The sequence below is a fragment of the Saccharothrix xinjiangensis genome, assembly GCF_039527585.1.
GTDB classification, from domain to species: domain Bacteria; phylum Actinomycetota; class Actinomycetes; order Mycobacteriales; family Pseudonocardiaceae; genus Actinosynnema; species Actinosynnema xinjiangensis.
Genome location: NZ_BAAAKE010000037.1, coordinates 18838 through 39846 on the forward strand (window position 1 = coordinate 18838; position 21009 = coordinate 39846).

At 68.3% G+C, this 21009-nt stretch carries 8 protein-coding genes and 1 pseudogene; 4 read left to right on the forward strand and 5 right to left on the reverse strand.

Features of this window, described 5'->3' with window-relative positions:
* Nucleotides 1-101 precede the first annotated feature (101 nt).
* Genes ABD223_RS39690 through ABD223_RS39700 form a run of 3 tightly spaced genes read right to left on the reverse strand, consistent with a single transcriptional unit; the run spans nt 102 to nt 11922 of the window.
* Nucleotides 102-494 carry a hypothetical protein gene (locus ABD223_RS39690; RefSeq protein WP_344042795.1) on the reverse strand — a complete coding sequence of 131 codons (393 nt, stop codon included), beginning with the start codon at nt 492-494 and terminating at the stop codon, nt 102-104.
* Nucleotides 491-7111 carry an RHS repeat-associated core domain-containing protein gene (locus ABD223_RS39695; protein ID WP_344042797.1) on the reverse strand — a complete coding sequence of 2207 codons (6621 nt, stop codon included), beginning with the start codon at nt 7109-7111 and terminating at the stop codon, nt 491-493. The genes ABD223_RS39690 and ABD223_RS39695 overlap by 4 nt, the downstream gene beginning before the upstream one ends.
* Nucleotides 7112-7131: 20 nt before the next feature.
* Nucleotides 7132-11922, reverse strand: a complete 4791-nt coding sequence (locus ABD223_RS39700) for a LamG-like jellyroll fold domain-containing protein (RefSeq protein ID WP_344042799.1) — start codon at nt 11920-11922, stop codon at nt 7132-7134.
* A 404-nt stretch (nt 11923-12326) separates the two neighbouring features.
* Between ABD223_RS39700 and ABD223_RS39705 the strand changes: the two genes are divergently transcribed.
* Nucleotides 12327-12491, forward strand: coding sequence for a hypothetical protein (locus ABD223_RS39705; protein WP_344042801.1), 165 nt, complete (start codon nt 12327-12329; stop codon nt 12489-12491).
* A 500-nt stretch (nt 12492-12991) separates the two neighbouring features.
* Here the strand turns inward: ABD223_RS39705 and ABD223_RS39710 are convergent, their stop codons facing one another.
* Both ABD223_RS39710 and ABD223_RS39715 read right to left on the reverse strand, forming a co-directional pair.
* Nucleotides 12992-17038 (reverse strand): nSTAND1 domain-containing NTPase, encoded by a 4047-nt coding sequence (locus tag ABD223_RS39710; RefSeq protein WP_344042803.1) that lies wholly within the window; start codon nt 17036-17038, stop codon nt 12992-12994.
* A gap of 130 nt (nt 17039-17168) precedes the next feature.
* A pseudogene (locus ABD223_RS39715) lies at nt 17169-17771 on the reverse strand (transposase family protein); the annotation flags it as partial.
* A 106-nt stretch (nt 17772-17877) separates the two neighbouring features.
* On the opposite strand from ABD223_RS39715, the gene ABD223_RS43795 reads away from it, so the two are divergent.
* The 3 genes from ABD223_RS43795 (at nt 17878) to ABD223_RS39725 (ending at nt 20901) form a co-directional block, all read left to right on the forward strand.
* Complete coding sequence (locus tag ABD223_RS43795) at nt 17878-17928, forward strand: hypothetical protein (RefSeq protein WP_380646783.1); 51 nt, start codon at nt 17878-17880, stop codon at nt 17926-17928.
* Nucleotides 17929-18131: 203 nt separating this feature from the next.
* Entirely contained in the window at nt 18132-18281 is a 150-nt protein-coding gene (locus ABD223_RS43800) for a hypothetical protein (protein WP_380646767.1), read from the forward strand.
* 484 nt (nt 18282-18765) lie between these two features.
* Nucleotides 18766-20901 carry an ATP-binding protein gene (locus ABD223_RS39725; RefSeq protein ID WP_344042805.1) on the forward strand — a complete coding sequence of 712 codons (2136 nt, stop codon included), beginning with the start codon at nt 18766-18768 and terminating at the stop codon, nt 20899-20901.
* Nucleotides 20902-21009 lie beyond the last annotated feature (108 nt).

The following is a 21009-nucleotide window of genomic DNA, read 5'->3' on the forward strand; positions in this document are numbered from 1 at the left end:
GTCGTTCGTCGGTCAACCCACCACCCTGCGCGTACCGCATCCCACCGGCATGCCGCGATGACCAATACATGCCAGCAGCCAGCGACAACACGAATTGAAGATCAGTAAGTGCTTCCGGAAGACTCTCCGATCCAGTCAGGCGCTGCCCCTATGGCATTCACCAACCCATCGGCTAGCGCAAATGCCTGCTCTCGAAAAAACCCAATTCTTTCGTAGAATACCTCTTCAGAGGGTATCATGACTGGAGCGGAAACCAATGCAGCAAACAGCACGTGAATCTCGCCGAGTTGGAACTCTGAACTTGATCCGGCAGCTTTCTTCACCATTCGTGCAGCGCTTGGACGATCGACACCGAGGCGCACAACCGAAGAACTATCCCCATCGGGACGATCGGCGTGGAACATCAGCGTCTCGCAGATCAATTGCTTCTGCGCCTCCGTAAACCGCAAGAGGACTCCACTGCGAGTCTTCGTGGCTGCAACTTTTATCCTCATGGCGTCACATACCTCCCACTTTCAAATGCACCCTGACCGTACCTATAGCCGTGAATATTGCGACCAGTCGTCACAATCAGCACACCTAGATTGGAATCGTACGCCACACGCGATCCAGTCCTAGTATCTGTATGCGTCATCCTTCCTCGCCACGACGCAAAATAGGAAGCCAAAGCGTGGGGGTCATGCCCGATACCAGGAAGATCGTGATCCGCTGCAGTAGAGGATCCGTCATGCATCCTCCGCACCTGGTAATCGACACCATCGGCTACATCCGGACCGTGCGCACCATCTATCCGATCATAGGTGTCGTCATCGAGCCCACCATGAGCGGGATCCCTTCCATTGCAGTTGTGAACAAGGACCGGCGTGGCCCCTGCCAGGACATAGTACGTGTGGACGCTATCAACCGTGAGGTTGTACGTCCGCAGGTTGGCAGCGTAGTGCCGTGCGCCGGTGACAATCGCCCGTCCGTTGCCGGGTGTGGCGAGTTGTTCGTCTGCAGTCAGGTCGTCCGCGTCTTCCCAGACATCCTCACCGGCGTTGTAGAAGGGGTGGTGGGCGGTGGCGCGGATGGTCTTCGGACCGTCCGGTGTTGCGACGGTGAGGTCGACGTAGTCCTTGTCAGCGTCGGTGACGTGGACAGCCACCACCTTATGCGCTTCGAGGTTCTCGCCACCGGGTTCGTTGTTGGCTACCTCGTCGCCGACCTCGATCTCGTCGATGCGTTTGGTCGTGCCGTCGGCCATGAGCACGTGGGTGTCGCCGGTGAAGCTGTTGGCGCACTTGACCGCGGTCTTGGCCTCGTCTGCGCTGTCGACGAGCTTCTTGCCGCCCTTGGCGAGTTTGACCAGGCCTGCGGCGATGCCGAGGATCGGCACGGCTGCCGCGCAGGACAGGGCCGCGTCGCCGTATTCGCCGTGGCGGGCGTGAATGCCGCAGTTCGCGGCGTCGGCCGCGTCGCCGATTGCGGGCACGAGCGTGCCGATGGCGTCGATCAGAAGCTGCAACTTCTCCCGGGTCATGCCCGGATTGCACCCCGGACACGCCGGGTAGGTAGGCGCCGATCCGGTGCTGGTTCCGGAACCGCAGGGCATCGCGGCGTAGCTGCTGTTGTAACAGCCCTGCTGGGGCGCTGGCGCGGTCGAGTTGGTGACCGACACCGTGGTCGGGGCGGGGCCGGTGTTGTCGTGGCGGAGTCCGTTGGTCGTCCGCTTGCCGTTGCACACCCCGTCGGGGCACATGTAGGACGCCAGGCCCGCGGGGTCGGTGAAGGTGAGCGGGTTGTTGTTGGCGTAGGCGTAGCCGTGCATGGACTGCGGGTCGGTCAGGTCCATGAGCGGGTCGACGGAGATGAACCGACCCAGTGCCGAGTCGTATTCGCGGGCGCCCAGGTGGATGAGGCCGGTGTTGTCGACGGTGCCGCCGACGAAACCCTTGTCCAACTGCTGGGGCCAGGTGCCGTTGCCGCCGCGCACCTCGCCGAAAGGCAGGGTGCGGCGGATGCCGACGGTCTGGGCGGGGTTGTTGGCGATGGTGATCTCGGCGGTGCCGTGGCGGTCCGCGGAGATCCAGGTTATGCCACCCACCGGGGACTGGTTGTAGACCCGCATCGCGATTGGCTGACCGAGGTGGGTGTAGTAGCGGGTGCAGGTCTTGACGCCCGAGGTGGAGACGCGCAGTTCCTGGCCGGGCAGGTACAGGGTCCGGCCGCCCGGGTCGCGGCGGATCAGGCGTTGGCCGTCGGCGTCGTAGGTGAAGGAGGTCTCGCCGGAGGTGTCGGTGGAGGTGGCCAGGTGGCCTTCGCGGTCCCAGGTGAGGGTCTGGGTGCCGTTGGTCGAGGGGCGTGAGGTGGTGTTGCCGGTCGCGTCGTAGGTGTAGGCGGCGGTGCGGGTGCCGGTGGTGTCGGTGGTGGAGGTGCCGGCGACGGCGTGGGTGCCGGGCTTCGGGGTGTAGGTGGTGGTTCGGTCTCCGCTGGTGGTGCCGTGCTCGACCAGCGTGGTTCGGTCACCCGCGGCGTTGTAGGTGTAGGAGTGCCGGTACTTGGCGGGACCTCCGAGGCCTGTGGTGGTCGGGTTCTGGGTGCAGTCCTTGGACGCCGGGGTCCAGGCTTCGGTCAGGCGTTGCAGGTGGTCGGTGCGGAAGCACTGGGTGTCCCCGCTGACGGTGTCGGCGGCCTTGGTGAGGTTGCCGTAGGGGTCGTACTCGTAGTTGACCTTGGCGACGTCGTTGGGGGCGAGTTGTTTCGAGGTCCAGATCTGCTTCAGGCGCCGGGTGGTGGTGTCGTAGTCGCGGACGATGTCGACGGTGTTGCGGTCGCTGTGCAGGGTGTAGGCGGCCAGCTCGCCGAAGGCGGTGTAGGTGGTGGCGGCGACGAAGTCGGTTTCGTAGGTGCCGTAGCCGGTGCGCACGGCCGTGAGTTGGCCGAGGCTGTCGTAGCGGTAGCCGAGCGTTTCGCGCTTGAGGTCGGCGACGGCGGGGATGCGCGAGGAGGACGGTGCGCCGGCGGCGCCGTAGGTGTTGACGTAGTTGTAGCTGCCGGCCAGGCCGCCCTCGACGGCGGGGATGGTGTAGGTGGTGCTGATCGGGCTGCCGTGGTGGTTGAAGCTGAAGTGCTCCTTGGTGTAGGCGTCGGCACCGATCCAGCGGGTGGACTTGATCTGGTGCCCGTAGAACGTCTCCCCGCTGGAGAGGGTGTCGTAGGTCCACTCGGCCCGCAGGGGTCCGGTGGTGGTGTCGTCGCGCGTGCTGGTCCTGCGGCCGAGTACGTCGTAGGTGTGGGCCAGGGTCTGGCCGCGGCTGTCGGTGGTGGAGGTCAGCTGTCCGGCGTCGTCGTAGACCGACGTCGTGGTGCCCTTGTCGGGGTCGAGGGTGCGGATCTGTCGGCCGCGCAGGTCGTAGTCGTATTCCCAGCGCTTGCCGCCGGGGTCGACCACGGTCTTGAGCCGGTCCAGCCGGTCGTAGGTGTAGGCGATCTTGTCGAAGCCGGTGGCGCTGCCCGCGGCGGCTCCGGCGTGGTAGTGCCGCAGCTCGGTCGTGCGGCCCAGGGTGTCGGTCAGGCTGGAGGTCACCACGCCACCGGCGGGCGGTGTCACGTCGACGCGGTCGCCGGCGTAGGCGGTGGTGGTGCGGTGCACGAGTTCACCCCCGGGGCTGGCGACCGGGGCGTTCTTCTTGAGCGCCTCCTCGACGACGCGGCCGGCGCCGTCGTAGGCGGTGGTGACCTGGCTCGGGACGACCTCGGGGGGCTGGGTCGACGGCACGTACAGCTGGGCCGCCGGCGGTTTCGTGCCGAGGTAGGGGTTGTTGACGCGGGCGACCCGGCTGGCGCTGTCGTAGAACGTGTCGGTCACGACGGCGTTCTGGCTGCCGCCGGAGGCGTCCAGCCGTTGGGTCTGGCGCGGTCGCAGCAGGCTGTCGAACACCTCGTGGGTCGTGGTGTAGGCGGCTGCGGCGTTGTAGGTCTGCGTGGTGGTCACGGACGGCGCGGTGCGGCGGACCGAGTAGGAGTACTTCGTGGAGGGGTTCCCGCTGGACCGGAAGTGGCCGGGTTTCCAGACCGCCGTCACCCGTCCGAGCGGGTCGTAGTCGACCTCTGTCAGGTGCTGGTTGGGGTCGACGATCAGAGTGGGCGAGCCCCAGGCCGGTTGCAGGGTCGTGGTGGTGACCCAGCCGGCCGCGTTGGTCGTGGTGGTGCCGGTGACCGGACCACCTGCCGTCGGGGTGTAGGCGGTCCTGCTGGTGCCCTTGAGGTCGGTGACCTTCGTGACGCGACCGTAGGCGTCGTACTCGCCGACCGCGTCGGTCAGGTACGTCGAGGTACCGCCGGTGTGGGACTTCAGCGACTCGACCTTGGTGATGTCGCCCTTGACCGGCGGCACCCCGAGGCCCTGGTTGTCGTAGTAGGTCCTGTCGTCGGAGACGACGTCGGCGTCGGGCACACCGGCGGCCTGGGCTGTGGCGCAGTCGACGGTGAAGCCGCGTTTGCGCGACACCGCGCCGACGAACCACGTCCCGGTGTCGCGGGCGTAGTCGATCAGCTCGCACTTCTCGTCGCCGGGCACGGCGTCGTCGCCGCGGTCCTCGCTGCGGACGGGGTCGCCGTAGGTGTCGTCGAAGGTGGTGTGGACGCTGGTGGTGCGGTGACCGCGACCGGCGTCGAGCGCGGTGCGCGTGTAGGTGGCGGCGATGCCGGTGTGCCGGGCGTGAACGGTGCTGTCGTTGACGGTGCGGCTGGCCGTGGGCGGGGACTGCCAGGGCTGTGTGACGGTGGCGGAGACCTCGGCGCCGCCGGGGCCGTTGTAGACGATCTCCTCGCGCGGGGTGCCGGCGAAGGCGTCCTCGTCGACGGCCTCCGGGGCTGAGCCGATCGCGATGGCGGGCAGGACCGCGGGTCGGGTGCCGGTGGGGAGTTTGTCGCCGTGCATGCCGCGGAAGTAGCGGGTCTGGGTGGAGGTGCGTTCGGCGTCGCGTCCCTTGGTGACGCGTACGGTGTCGTAGCCGCGCCACACCGACCAGGTCAGGTCCTCGGCCTCGGCAAGGCCGTCGTCGTCGGCGTGGCGCCAGGCCGGGTTGCCGACGTAGTCGTAGTGCGTGGGCACGGAGGTGCCGCCGCCGGTCATGTCCGTTTCGAGGATGTCGGTGACGACGTACTTGTGGAAGTAGTCGAGGATGGGGTCCTGGTTGCCCTCCGGGGTCCAGCGGACCGGGTAGCAGCGCAGGGCGTTGTCGTGCAACGCGGTCGCGTTCGGCATCCGGGAGCCGGGCACGCAGTCGGGCTGGGAGTATTCCACGTCGAGCCGGCCGCCGGTTTCGCTGATGACCCTCTTGACGCGCCACCACTTCATCGCGGCGTGCTGGTCGGAGTGGGTGTCGACGCGGTTGGACAGCTGCACGCCCTCGAAGGTGATGTCGGGGACCGTGGCGGAGCCGCCGACCAGGCCCTCGTGCGCGATCTTCTCCAGCCACAGCCCGGCGCGGGTGCCGTCACCGGGGTCGGGGAAGGAGTGGGTCAGCGTCCACTTCTCCACCGGGTTGCCGCCGATCTTCGTGGTCACCGCGGCGAGGCGCTTGGTGGTCCAGAACGTCGGGGAGCGGGTGGTGCAAGGGCTCGCGGTGCACTCCCGGTCCCAGGGCACGTCCGGCCAGTGCTGGGCGTCGTGGACACCGCAGTCGGCCAGGCACCGGTCGGCGGTGTCGAACACGACCTGCATGGGCGCGTTCTCGGTGCGGTCGGTGCGGGTGCCGTAGTCGATGCGCTGGAGGTGGGAAGCGCGGTCGTAGGTCGCCAGGTCGGTGGTGGAGCCGTTGCGGGCGTACTTGTTGGTTTCCTTGCCGTAGGTGTAGGTCATGGTGTTGTCGTGCAGGTCCACGACGTGGTCCAGGTTCCACCGGTAGGCCTGGGTGCAGAAGGACGCGGCGAAGGTGCCCGCCTTGCACGGCTCGCCCGCGTGGTTGCCCGCCACCGGGACGGCGAGGGTGGACTGGGTGGCGCGGCCGAACCAGTACTGCGTGCCCGTGGTGGTGGTCACGACCCAGTGCTCACCGCCGTGGACTCCGTTGCCCGCGCCCGTGCGGCGCTCGACGAACGTGCCGTCGTCGTTGCGCAGGTGCCAGCGGTTCGGGTTCGTGCCGTCCTTGATCAGCTCACCGGCGCGGCCCTCCATCGACAGCGTCGCGTTGTCGGTGGCCCAGCAGCGGTCACCCGTCTTCACGGTGTTGAGCGCGCCGTCCTCCATGTCCTCGGAGCAGGACTTGTACTTGCGCTCGATGAAGTTGTTCGCGAACTCGAACCCCTCACCGATCCAGGACGGCTGGTTGTTCGACGCGGCCATGCGGCCGTCCACGCTGGACGAGGAGTACGACAGCGCGAGCGACGGGGTGGGACCGCCCAGTGACGGCGGCACCCGCATGGAGTAGTTCCAGGTGAACTCACCGGTGTTGCCGCCGGCCGCCCAGGTCGCCGACGGGGACAGGCTGGTCGCCGTGAACGTCCCGGAACCGCTGGACGTGCCGGCGGTCAACGCCATCAGCGCACCGGCTTCGGGAGTCGCGTGCGAGGCCATCACCACGCCGCTGCCCGTGTCGTTGTACGACGGGACGACCTCGCCGCGGCACTTCGGTTCATCCGGTGTGGACAACGCGCAGTCCGGCAGCCGGACCAGCTTCAGGCGCGCGGCCCAGTCGCCGCCGTAGGCCCACCGGAACCGGGAGTAGTCGACCTCGACCTTCGCGCCACCGGACACCCGGAACAGCAGCCCTTCGATCCCGGCCGCCCGTGTTCTCTCCCGGTCGAACGTCTCGACCTTCGCCTTCCCCCCACCCTTGTCCGTGGTGGTGACGCGAACCGGTCGCCTGTTCGCGGTTTTGGCTTCGGCGGCCGACACCTCGACGGTGCCCGCGTCGGGCCACACCGGCGCCGGTGCGCTGAACGGAGTGCCGGTCCGCACCTGCTGATCCGGGACCGGAGACGCCCACGCGCCCTCGACCGGTCGCTCCCGCTGCGGCTTGGGCGACTGGTACGGCGCCGCCGCAGCGGGCAGCGCCGTGACCAGGGTCGAGGTGAGGGTGGCGACGAGCATGACGGCCAACCCGCGACGGAAGTTCGCTGTGCGCATCACATGTCTCCCAGTGGTGATCAGCCGAAGAACGCTCGGGCGGGTTCGTGCCAGCCGTGGCCGACCTGGGTGCTGCCCCCGTAGGGGAAGCCGTTGAGGCCGTTGGTGTTGAGGTAGGACCAGACGGTGCCGTCCGGGCGCACCGCGATGATCTCGGCACGCCCATCGCCGGTGAGGTCGGCGAAGCGGGTGCGGGCGGGTTCCCAGTCGATGCCGATCTCCTGGGGTTCGTCGAACGTGCGGTAACCCAGCCCGGACTGGTTGCGGTAGCCGGAGACGGTGCGGTCGTCGTTGACGGTGATGAACTCGGCCCGGTGGTCGCCGTCGACGTCGGCGAAGCGGACCCGGTCCGGGGAGTGGGAGGTCACCGCGACGATCACCGGGGTGGTGGAGAACGCGGTGGACCGCCCCAGGGCGTTCAGGCCGTAGAGGTTGCGGTAGGCGCGAACCCGGCCGTCGGAGTCCAGCGAGATCCGCTCGGCGCGGCCGTCGCCGTCGAGGTCGGCGAACCGCAGGCGGGCCGGGTCGGTGGAGGACGCGGTGCCCACCAGGATTCCGGTGCCGAAAGGGAAGCCGTTCATGCCGTTGACGTTCGGGTAGGCGCGGATCGTGCCGTCGGTGTTCAGGCCGATGATCTCGGTGCGGCCGTCGCCGTCGAGGTCGGCGAACCAGGTGCGCTCCGGGGTCCACCCCCAGCCGATGTGCTGGGCCGCCCCGGGGTAGCTGCCGTTGACGTTCTGGAACGCCCAGACGTCGCCGCCCGCGTCGACCCAGATGATCTCCGCGCGGGCGTCGCCGGAGACCGAGGCTCCGGTCGGCGCGGTCGTGGTCAACGGCGCGCCCTCCAGGACGCCCTGGTGCACCTTCAGCTCGTCGATATCGCCGAACCAGTAGGCGCCCGCGCTGCCGCGGCCGACCGACAGCACTCCGGTGGAGTTCCAGCCGACCACGCCGGTGGCCGTGCCCTGCAGCACGTCGTTCACCCACAACCGCAGGGTGCGTGTCGAGGCGTCGTAGGCCGCGGTCAGGTACGTCCAGGTGTTGACCGACGCGTTTGCCATCGACGTCGCCCGCCACCACGTGGTGGGGTTGCTCGGCGCGTTGGGCATCTCGGCCACCCATTTCGCACCGTCGTAGCGCAGGGCGAACGGATCGATCCCCGACGGGCCTCGCTGCACCATGATCGTTCGTTGCGCACCGGACTCGGCCAGCCGCGCCCACACGTCCACCGAGAAGGACTGGTCGGTGTTGAGGACCTGCTCGCCGCTGTTGGCCGAGCCCGTTCCATTCAGGTGCAGGCCACCCTCCCGGACACCCAGTCCCCAACTCGCGCCGGGTGCGAGCGTCAAGGCGAGGTCATGGAGGTAACGGGAGGTGTCGTGGGCGGTCGTGCCAAAGGTCTCGTTGAACTTCCACTTGCCAACCGTGCTCGCTCGCTCGGGGTCGACGAGGGTCTCCGCCTCCGGGTGCGTCAGCGTCCGGTCCCACGCGCGCACGTCGAGCAGCTCGCCGGTCCACGCTTCCGCTGGGGTGCCGTTGAGGAGGCGTCGACCGACCCACAGCTCACCTGACGCGTCGAAACCCGTGGTGGCCACGTCGATGGTGCGTTGGAGCGCGCCGTCGACGTAGAGCCGGACTTCGCCGTTGAACGCGTCGTAGGCGCCGATGAGGTGCGTCCAGACACCACGTGCCGCCGGGACGTCGGACCGCGCCGTCCGGTGTGCAGGGCTCGCGGTGTCGGCTTCGGCTCGCGAGAACACCCACTTGCCGTCCACGCCGTCGTAGCCCAGGCGGAACGCCGCAGTGGTCGTGCCCTGCTGGCTGATCACCGTACGGCTGCCCGTGGTGCCCGGCGCGAGCTTCACCCACGCCGATACCGAGAACCCATCGGTGGTGTCGAGGAGCTTGGGCGTCACGCCGAACCCGGTGCCGGCGAAACCGGCCGCCGCCTCGCCGCCGACCGTCTGACCCGGCAGACCTGGGACGACACCCGTCAGGACCAGGTCACGCCCGTTCCCGGTCACGTCGTAGGCGGGATCGTCGCCGAACATCCACTGCCCGATGTGGTCGACCGCTCCGGCGACGGTGAACTGGTAGGTGCGTTGGCTGGTGCGTCCGGCGCGGTCGATGGCCTTGACGTAGAGGGTCTTGGCTCCCGCCGAGGGCGGGGTCCAGCGCACCGACACCGCCGCGCCCGGCGACGGTGCCGACACCGTCCTGGAGGGCGGGTCGGTGAAGCCCCAGCGGTAGGCGACGACGTCCGGTGAGCTGGTGAAGGTGAAGGTGTCGGCCACCCCGAGGGAGCCGCAGCCCTCCGGCGGGCACCCGGTCGGCTTGTAGACCTGCGCCGTCACCGCTGGTGCGGTCGGGTCGGTGAGGTCGACGGTGAACTCGCACCACCCCGTCGGGTTGGTCCAGGCGGTGCCGTCGGAGGCGGCGGCGCGGTAGGCGTAGACGCCGTCGGCCAGGCCCACGCCCGCGGTCGGGGTGGGTGCGGGGCCTTCGCCGGTGCCGACGACGCCGGGGTAGAGCAGCCAGCGGTTGCCCTGGCCGGGCACGTGGGCGATCAGGTCCGGTGCCGGGTCGCCGGTGGTGGTCGGGGTGACCGCGGCGGTGGCGTTCTGCCAGCCGCCGTTGCCGATCAGGTGGCGGAAGGGCGTTCCGGTGTAGGGGGAGCGGGTTCCGCTGCCGGGGTAGAGCCACAGCTTGCCGTCGCCGTCGGTCACCGCGTGGATGTCGGGGTTGCCGTCGCCGGTGCGGTCGGCCACGCCGTAGTAGCGGAAACCGGTCCACCCCTCCCCCAGGTAGGTACGGTTCCACGTGGTGCGGTCGGCACGGGTGCCGTCACCGGGGAACAGGTAGAGCAGGCCGCTGGAGTCCAGGCGCGCGATGAGGTCGGGGTTGCCGTCACGGTCCCAGTCCGCGACACCGGCGAAGGTGTAGCCGCCGAAACCGGAACCGATCCTCACCGGCGCCTGCGGTGCGGTTCGCGTGCCCTGGCCGGGGTAGAGCAGCAGCTCGCCGGCGGGGTTGCGGGCGAGCAGGTCGGGGTTGCCGTCGTTGTCCCAGTCCGCGATGCCGGCGATCGTGTAGGGCGACCAGCCGCCGCTGCCGATCCGCACCCGCGCCCCGAGCCGGGTGCCGTCGCCGGGGAACAGGTACAGCACGCCCGCGCTGTCCCGGGCAATGGCGTCGGCGTGCCCGTCGTCGTCCCAGTCCCCCGCCGCCAGCAGCGTGTCCGAGCCGTCCAGCACGCCCGAGGGCAGTCCGGCCGGTGTGGGCGGGGTGGCGTCGGCGGTGGCTCCGTTGGACAGCGGGTAGCGCTCGGTCGTCCACAGGATCGGGGCGTGCGAGCCGTCCTCCCGCACCCGCGCGACGTCGAAGCGGGCCAGCAGACCGTCGGCCGCGTCGTTGTCGCTCACCCTCGCCCGCAGGGTCGGGGTCGCGGTGGGCACGAACGGCCGCCCCGCGCCGGTCGCGCACGCCCGCCCGTCGGCGGTCAGCGAGTCCGGGGTGTTGGCGGGGGTGTTGTAGTCGATGGCCAGCACCGGGGTGGCGGCGTTGAACCGCTTCCACTGGTTGACCGTGCCCTCGTCCCACGCGCGCAACCCCATCGTGAGGAAGCTCCACTGGTTCTGCACGCCGCGCCGCACCATGTGGGTGACGTCGAACTCCACGTCACCGCTGCCCAGGCAGCCGTAGGCGGCGTCCGCGCGGCGGTTGGCAGGGGCCGAGGCGGTCCAGGCGTCGTCCCACCAGGGCTGGTTGTTCCAGGTCGTGGCCGGGCTGATGTCGTTGGTCAGCCACACCCCCGCGTTGCTTTCGGGGTTGCACGTCCAGGTCCACTGCTGCTGCAGGCGGAACGACGCCCCGGAGACCACCGTGCCCTGCACCTGCGACAGGTCCATCCGGAAGAACGACCGCACCCGGTACTGCGCGCTCAAACAGGTGTTGGACTCACTGATGCTGTCGCACGTGCGCCCCGCACCCGCCCCGCCCTTGAGGTCGGAGTAGGTCAGCGCGTTGTTGTTCTGCCAGAACGACGTCCCCGCCACGTCCGAGCGCTCCAACACCGTGGTCCACGCGTTGTCCCGGATCCGCCCCGTCCACGGCGGGTCGATGTAGACCGGGTAGTTCGTCCCCGGATCGGCCAACATCGCGCTGTCGGGCACCACGGTCACCTGACCGTCCTCGACGCTGACCGGCATCGCCACCCGACGCGGTTCCACCGGCTCCGCCACCGCCGCTCGCGCCTGGGCCGGGGCGGAGTCCCACATCATCGGCACCGGCGAGGTGAACACGACCTCCCCCGCGGGGTCCTGGGCCACCAACCCGCCCGCACCGGACTCGGACACGCTGACCCCGCTGGTGGACAGGTCGAACCGCACCGCGTCCAACACCGGGTGCTCCGCGGCCTCCCGCGTTTTGACCACCAACACCTGGGAGAACCCCAACGCCGAGGCGGTGAACCGCAGGTCCACCCCTGGCAACACCTCCGGATAGGTCACGCTCGGCCCCGACAACACCGGCTCCGGCAACGCCCCACCCGGCCAGGTCAACGCCACCTCGCGGTCACCGTCACGCAACCGCGCCACCGGCCCCGACCCGCCACCGGAGAACTCCGCCGGCAACACCGACGCCCTCGGCACCACCGAACCCTCCGCCGACACCTCCAACGTCACATCGACCGGCGTCCACGCACCGTCCGCACCGCGCGCCCAACGAGGCTCGGCCGACTCCTCGGTCGTGTAACCACCCTCCGGACGGGCGAAGGTCTGCGCGGTCTCCGTACGAGCACCCAGGATCTCCACCCTGGCACCACACCGACGCGCCGCCTCCCCCGCCACAGGCGCATCCTGCTCAACGGTGGTACACGGAGGAGACTCGGCGGCCGCCACCGACGGCGTCACCGCCACCACAGTGGACAGCAGCGCCATCGACACGACAGGGATCACAGCGCGCAGCACAAAGCCGCGCGCCGCCAAGCGGCGAGCGTGCACAGGTGGTTCCCCCCAAGGTCAGCGCGCGCCCCCCGACGACACGCAACCCATCAGCCGCTGAAGCATGCACAACCACCCACAGCCGACCACAGCACCAAACGGGTGACAAACGATCACATATGCCCCACCGGGGGTGATCCACACCACGAACAAGCACGTAGGCCCCCAGCAGAAGACCACCACTCGGCCGAGTGGCACGCCAACGGGTCAACGACATGCCCACCGACGCCAACACCGACGACCGATTGCTGAAGCAGAAGACCGGCACCCTCGTGGTCCGCAGCCAGGAAGACAGCCCTGGTGAAGCCGCGCCACAGCACCGACGACATGCGCGAGACCACCCTCAGAAAGATGGCAGCCCCCTCACCGGCATCCACTGATCAGACCGGGCCGCCACCCCCAAGCTGCCCACCGTCAAACCGGAACCCGACCCATACTCGGCCCCGCTCATCGAGGCCCCGGCCTACCGCGACACCACGCGATCCAAGACCACCACACCGACCAAGAACCTCAGACGGCATCCACACGGGCAAAGCGATACAGTCTCACCGCACACCGCACACCGCACACCGCACACCGCACACCGCGAGTCGCCTTCAGCCGAAGCCGAAGACGCGACCACTTGACTAACCGATATGCTGCGGACTCCTCCCCCAGAATTGCCCAAATCATGACCTGACCCGTGAAAATGCTAAATCAGCAGGTGGCGACGGTGCAGTTGAACACACTTCATTGCAGCCTGCTCCGGTTCATTCTCCTTGAATCCTCCCAATCACCTCCCGTCTTCCTCCCATAGCGAGCTCGTGCCGGCCGCTACGGCCTTCGAACACATGTACGCAGATATAAGAGCTGCCAAGCCGACTTTCCCCACATGGTCAGGTCACGAGCATGGTGCTGTGGTGTCGGCACCTTCGGGGAGCAGGTCCAACTCCTCGGAACTGAAGTCGCGTGAGGCCGCCTGACACAGGCGGGAGAACCACACGGCAGCGTCGAGGGGCATCTTGGTGGCGCTGACATTGTCGAGGACGATGAGCGAGGAGCCGTCGAACAGGTGGACGCTCGGCCTGAACCCGTCCAGCACCAGGTTCGCCGTCTCGCGACCTTCCGGTTGCCGCCAGAAGTGGGTACGGACGGTCGCCCCGTACTGGGTCTCTACTCCCACCAGCAACCCGGTGTCGCTGAAGCCCTGGATGGCATACACCTCATTGGCCGGGATGCTGCTGATGCGGTGGCCGGTCTCAGCGTTCCACACGTCGATACGCCCCGCCCTTGTCACGGCAGCCAAGTGGGTGCCATCCGGCGAGAATTGAGGCTGGAATGAGATGGCGCCGATGTCGTCGTGACGAAGGTTGGTGCCGATCTCAATACGGGGCTTCCTTGTCCGTAGGTCCCACAAACGCAAAGTTCCGTCGCCGTGCACGACCGCGATCTCGTCTGGACGGTCTGGACGGACAGTGAGCATGTTGTAGCCAGCGAGCCACTCACGATCCACTTGGTCTTCCGCAAGGTCGAGCGGTTCACCGATCATCGCTCCGGTTTCGACGTCCCAGGTGGTCACCTTGGCGAGGTAGGAGGTGACCAGCCTGTTGCCTTCGATGGCGGAGGTAGAGGGAGTGAAGGCGTAGCGCTGGTCCGGGACGGAGCCGATGTCGGCAGTGGGCAGATCGAATCGGCGGTGTAGAACGAGTTCGGGATATGAGAACAGCGAAACGGTGCATGCGCTGCCTCGGCGACTGGTCACCTCGAGCCAGTCACCGACGAAGCCAGCCGCGTACAAGCCGTGTCCTTCAGGCAGGGCCGATGCGGGCAGGCGGGCTGCTTCCTCGCCGGTCGTGTAGTCGATTACGGATGCGTCATCACCGTCGATCCGTGCTACAAATTTGTCGTGAATGTGGGTGACGGTGCTCCACCCTGCTTTCGGCTGCGGCAACGCGGGCGGCGGATTGCGGTAGCGGACCAGGGACCGGCCGATGGCCGCGATGACTCCTGGGTTTCCGGAGGCGTCTTGGAACGTGGCGATCAGTCGCATGCGAGTCGTCCGGTCCTCGTCCGGCTCCGGCCTGAGAAGCGGAGGGGTGGCGAGGGTGCGCGATTCACCGGTGTCGATGTCTATGATCTTGATCCTGGTGAAGTCCGTCGCGTCGTCGCCGAACGGACGTTCAACCACGAAATTCGCTTGCGATTCAAGTCGGGCGTTGCTGCAGCTCTCCACCCGGATCGTATGTCGTGGCGCGCTGCTCGCCGTGTCGAAGACCGAGAGCCGATAGGGGCCCGGCGCCTCCGGATCGTTGTTGCACGTGTAGTAGTTGGCGCCCAGGCGGGCAACCACGCTGCCTGCCGGCAGGACGGCGCGTTCCGCACCTGTAGCCAGGTCGTGCACTGAGATCGTCGCGTTCGGGTCCTCGCCGCTCACCGTGTTCGGGTTCCTCAACGCGGACTTGCGCAGCAGCACTTCGTTGTTGTGCAGCCATGCCGTCGTCACGTTCGTCGGGTCGAGGCTATGCGGTAGCGCTTCCTGGGTCTCCACGTCCCACAGCTCGATCCGGCCCGCACCCACCCAGACCATCCGCCTGCTTGCGGCGTCGAACTGGAGTTTCTGGTTGGTGCTGGGCGGTCCTTCGCGCAGGACGATCGGCGTTGCCTGCTGCCGTACGTCCCACAGCAACAAGCGAGTCTCATCACCGGCCACCAGCCAGCGGCCATTCGGGCTCAACGCGTACTTGGCCTTCGCCGGGGTATCGGAAGGGTTCCAGCGCCGGGGTTGGTCCTGGGCCAAGCCCGTCACAACCGATATGCCGTCCCCGTCCATGAGCAACGCGGTGTCGCCGTCCGAACTCACATCCAGCCCTTGCAGGTTTTCGTTCATCAGGTTCGCGAACACCCGGTCCGCCTGTGCCAGCCCTGGGTACTGCTTCAACAGGACCGCTCGGGCTTCTGCGCTCTCCGGGTCTGCGCGGTAGGCGGCCAGTGCGAGTTGGAGCGCGGCGGTGGGTGCGCTGTGCTGCCTGCTCACCGATTCGGCGGCCAGTACCCGTGCGGTGGCTTGTGCGGCCTGTCTGGCCAAATCGTCGCCACGGCGCTGGGCAAGACCGGCCAGTACCGCCACGACCAGCAGCAGCACGGTGAGCACGGCGATGACTGCCTGCAGCCGTCGTACCGAGCGTCGACGCTGGGTACGGCTTGCGGCCAGGTATTCGCGCTGCTCTGGGGTCAGCTCGGCCGGGTTCCATTTGTCAGCTTGGGCGAGTTCGGCACCGCCCAGCAGAGAACCGCGGTCGCGTTTCGTCGCCTGCCACTGCATGATTCGGATGTCCAGGTGTTCCTGCCACGTCCGCAGGTCCCGCGTGTCGGCCAGCCACTTCCGCAGCCGTTCCCAGTGGTCAATCAGCGCCTGGTGGGCGAGGTCGACAATGGGTTCGCCGCCGAGCGTGTGGCCGGTCACGACCAGGCGCGTCCGGGCCAGCCTGTCGGCGACCGTGGCCAACGCCGGGTCGAGGTCCCGGACCCGCACCGACCGACGGACGAACCTGCCCTCCGCGTCGGGCCTGGCCAGCTGGACCAGCAGCCGTCGCACCGCGTCGTCGTCGGCGAACTCGTCGGACCACACGCCGTCGGCGTAGCGCGACAGAGCGCCGGCGATGCCGCCGATCTCCCGATATCCCGCAACGGTCAGCACGCCGCGGTGGCGTGCCCACATCAGGTCGAGGGTGAACTGCACCAGCGGCAGTGCGCCGGGCTCGCCGCCCGCGTCGCGCAGCACCAGGTCCACCAGACCGGGCTCGTGCCAGGCGCCCGGTGCGGCCGTGATCGCCTCGCGCAACTGGTCGGGTGTCATCGGTGGAAGCACGAAGAGGCCGTCGGCCAGCGCACGGCCGGTCTCGGCGGCCAGCAGCCGGTCCAGCGACGCCGGTCGCAGCGTCACCACCGTGCGCACACCCTCAACCCACCGCAGCAACTCGACCGCCCGGTCCGGGTCGAGTTCCGCGAGTTCCTCGAACTGGTCCACGAACAGCAGCACGTCATCAGCCACCGCCCGCACCCGCCCGGGCTCCAGCAGAGCAGCTAGCTGGCGTTCGCGGGCCAACCGCTCGTCGGGGTCGAGCCCCGGAACGAGCACCGGCATCAGTGCCGCGGCGAGCAGGTCCGCAACGCCCGTGTCCGCCTCCGGCCGCAGGACCGCCACCGGACCGGTCACCTTCGGCAGCAGACCAGCGCGCACCAGCGACGACTTACCGACCCCCGACGGCCCGGTCACCGCCACCAGGGACCTGCGCGCCACAGTCTCGACCAGCCGCTCCGTCTCCTCCCCCCGCCCGTGGAACACCGTCGCGTCGCCCACGTCGAAGGGACGTAACCCCCGGTACGGCGAGGGCACCAACTCGGGCAAGCCGTCCAGGAACACCGACGGCGGCAGGCAGTAGGCGGTGGTGACACCGGGTTGGGCCGCGACCGCCATCCCCACGATCGCACCGGCGTCGTCGTCCCACACCGGCGCCCCGCTGAAGCCCTGCCGCACCCGTTGACCGCCGACATCCACCTCCACCTGCACCCAGCCCGAGCCGGTCGGCCCGAGCAGTCGGGCAGTCAGCCACACACCGTCATCGTTACCCCGAGGGAAGCCGAACACCCGCACCGCCCGGTGCCAGCCATCCACCAGGTCTACGACAGGAGCAGGGGCACTACCCGGAACAGGAGTGGCCAACCGCACCAGCGCGACGTCGAACTCCGGCTGCCACCGCACCACCCGCGCCAGGCCACCCGGTGCGCCGGGGACCAGCGGAAACTCCAACCGCACCAGAGCATCGGGGGCACCCACGACGTGCGCGCAGGTGACCACGAGATCCGAGGCCACCAAGAACCCGGCACCGGCCACGTCACTGTCCGCCCCGCGAACCCGAACCACGGCCTGATTGAGCAGAACGGACATGGTGCGGACAGTACTCAGTTGATCACTCAGAGTGGATAGAATTGACGGATTCGGTATCCGACTGCAGCGGTCGGTCACCCAAGAGCCATCGAGGACAACACTGAGCCCTTTCCAACCTCATGTGGCATTGAAGGTGGAGTGCAAGGACGGCTCGAGTCAGGCTGACGATGCAGGTGGCGGAGCAGCGGAGTCTGCGCGGTAGCCGCCGGGTCTTGAGGATCGAGACGGCTCGTTCGCCGAGGGCGCGGATGTGGGCGTGTGAGCGATTGACCGCCTGCTGTCCTGGCCAGAGGTTGTGCCACTTGCCGCGGTAGGGCACGCGGATCGGGCCGCTGGCACCGCGGTAGGCCTTGTCGGCCCAGCACGGGATGTCGGCTTCGGTGAGGGCGTCGATGATGCCGTGGGTGCGGGCCGCGGTTAGGTCGTGGGCCGAGCCGGGCAGCGCGAGCAGGTCCGGAGCAGGCGTCCGGCCGGGTCGGCGAGGACTTGGATGTTCATGCCGTGGCACTATGAGTTTTCCCGAGTAGTGGAGGCGGTCGGCGGTGATGCGGTCGATGCGCGGCAGGGTGCCGTCGAGGATGACGTAGGCCTTACGCATGGCGACTTTCAGCGCGTCGGCCAGGTCCGGTGCCAGTGCGACCAGGAGTTCGACCGCCTCGTGGATGTAGCGGCAGACGGCGGCCAGGCCGAAGCCGAACTTCGCAGCGAGAGGGGAGTAGGTGTCGCCGCACCTGTGCCGCTCGAAAAGCCGTCGTCACAGGTCACTCGGCCATGCCAGCGTCCTGGCTCACCACGGAAAACTGGTGCGTTTGCTGTGCGAGCGTGAGGACCTGCGCATCATGAGCACCTCGGAGCCGATGGTGCTGCGCTCGCCGGGCGTAGACTGGTAGATCAGCTCCGACGGCCAGCAGGAGACCGCCACCGCGGTGGTCCGCCCGCGCGAGGGCGCGCCGACCCTACAGGGGGCTGCGCTGCGGCACCGACGACCTGTCTCCAGGCCACCCTGGGCGAGCCGGAGCGGCGCACCCGCGCCGGCGCGTTCTACTCGGACTGGCCAGCCACACTCAAGCTGCCCGCGATCGAGCCGGACCTGGTGCTGCGCTCCGCGCTGACGCTCAAGGCCCTGGTGCACCACGACACGGGCGCGATCATGGCCGCCGCAACAACCTCGCTACCCGAGGAACTGGACGGCATCCGCAACCAGGACTACCGGTACCGCCAGCCGCACAACGCCACGCCATGAACCCCCGACCGCCCCCAGGAAGCATCTCGAACGACAATATCCAACCAGAGCGATACAGTCATACAGCACACCACGAGTCACCTTCAGTCGAGCCCGAAGACGCGACCACTTGACCAACCGATATGGTGCAGACTCCTCCCCCAGAATTGCCCAAATCATGCCCTGACCTGCGGAAACACTAAATCAGCAGGTGGCGACGGTGCAGTTGAATGCACTTCATCGCGGTTCACTTCGGTTCATTCTCCTTGAATCCTCCTAATCGCCTCCCATCTTCCTCCCACCGCAGGCTCATGTCGACCGCAACAGCCGTCGAACACATGTGCGGTCGTCAAGGGACTTGACGAGTCACACGTAACGCGAAACTGGTTCACTTCCTTACCATGCGATGTGAGATGGGCTGTTCGGGGAGCACGAAGTGGCGGTGCGCACATCACGGCGTCGGGACGCTTCATACCGGCCGTGCGGCTGGTTACGCTGGCCGGTCATGGGTGACGCCTTACCTGGCAACGGTGCGGTCGGCAGGATCTTCGGTGCGGTGGTCCAGGCCCATTCGATTGCTGGCGGTGTGCAGGTGCACCAAGCTCCTGCGCCGGTCGTCGTCCCGCGTCAACTACCACTTGCGAGGACCGGTTTCGTGGGGCGCGCACGTCACCTGGCCGCGCTTGAACCGGTGTCGGCGGACGGCCGTGTCGTCGGTGTCTGCGTCATCGACGGCATGGCCGGGGTCGGCAAGTCGTCGCTGGCGGTGCAGTGGGCGCATCGCAATGCCGAGCGGTTCCCCGACGGGCAGTTCTACGTGGACCTGCGCGGGTTCGACGCGGTGGGCGCCCCGATGGAGCCCGGTGAGGCGATCCGGGGCTTCGTGGACGCCCTGGGCATGCCCGGTGGCGCCTGGCCCGTACGGTTCGATCAGCAGGTCGCCCTGTACCGCAGCGTGATGGCCGGACGACGGATGCTGATCGTGCTGGACAACGCGCGCGACAGCAGGCAGGTGGAACCCTTGCTGCCGGGCAGTCCGACCTGCCGGGTGGTGGTCACCAGCCGCTATCGGCTGAACAACCTGGTCGCCCGGTACGGGGCCCACACGATGACGCTGGACGTGCTCACCGAGGACGAGTCGCGCGAGTTGCTGACGGCGACGGCAGGGCACGAACGCATCGACGCGGAACCGGAAGCCGTCAACGAGTTGGTGCGCCAGTGCGACCGCCTGCCGCTGGCGCTGTCCCTGGTCACCGCCCGCCTGGTCGCCGAACCCCACCTGTCGCCGGGTGCGCTCGCCGCGGAGTTGCACAACCGGCGAGACCGCCTGGACGCCCTGAACAGCGGCGAACCCGGGCTGGCGGTGAAAGCGGTGTTCTCGTGGTCCTATGACGCGCTGAGCGCATCGGCGGCGGCGTTGTTCCGGTTGGCCAGCCTGCACCCAGGGCCCGATTTGTCCCTGATCGCGACGGCGTCCCTGGCCGGTGTGGACATCGACCAAGTGCGCGGCCCGGCCCGCGAGCTGACGCGTGCCCACCTGGTGGAACAGGACGAGCGCGGTCGGTACCGCATGCACGACCTGCTGCGCATCTATGCCCGCGAACGGTGCGACGCCCAGGAAGCCGCGCGGGTCCGCACGGCCGCCTTGAGTCGGCTGTTCGATCACTACCTGCACACCGCCGCCGCCGCGGACATCCACATCGACCCGCCGTGGAAGCCACTTGTCGACACCCCACCGCGAACCGGGGTGACCGTGCAGGACATCGATACCCAGCAGCAGGCGCTGACGTGGTTCACCGAGGAGCACGCCGTGCTGATTGCCGTGGTCGCGCAGACCGTCGCCGCGGGCGCCGACCGGCACACCTGCCGCCTGGCCCGCGCCATGGCCACCTACCTGGATCGGCGCGGACACTGGCACGATTTCGCCGACACCGCACACCGGGCACTCGACGCAGCACAGCGGTGGGGCGACCCGCCCTCGCTCGCCATGGCTCACCGGCTCTTGGCGCGGGCGCTGATCCGACTGAAGCGGCTCGCCCCGGCCGGCGAGCACCTAACGCATGCCCTGCGCCTGTTCGACCAACTCGACGACGACTACGGACGCGCCCACACCCGCTACGCGCTGGGCTATCTGGGAGTCGTCACACGCAACCGGGGACAGGCACTCAGCAACACCCACCTGGCCTTGGCACTGGCCAACCGGGGCGGCTACCACAACTGGCAGGCCAAAGCGCTCAACAACATCGGCTGGTGCCACCTGGAGTTCGACGAACACCGCGAGGCACTGCCCTACTGTCAGGAAGCGTTACGTCTGTTCGAGGCGCTGGGCACCGACCCTGACGGCCACGCCCACGTCCTGGAGTGCCTGGGCCGCGCCCACGCGGGCGTAGGTCGGCCCCAGCAGGCGCTGGAGCACTATCACCGGGCACTGACGATGTGCGAGCAGCAGGGCAACCACTTCACCCAGGCCACCACGCTCCGCCACATGGCGGCCGCCCACCAGGCACTCGGCCAGAACACCGCAGCACGCGCCGCCCTCCAACACGCGCTCACCACACTGCAACACCTGAATCCCCAAGACGCCGCGGCAGTACGGGAACAATTGGTCACCCTTCCCCCGGTCCGACCCGCTGACCGCTAAATGACCAGCCCAAGCGGAAGAAGGCCGAGCCACGCACCAAAGCACTCTTGGCCTCATACGATGCGCGTGTGAGGTGCCAGAACTCTGCGCCGGGGCGTTGAGCTGCGG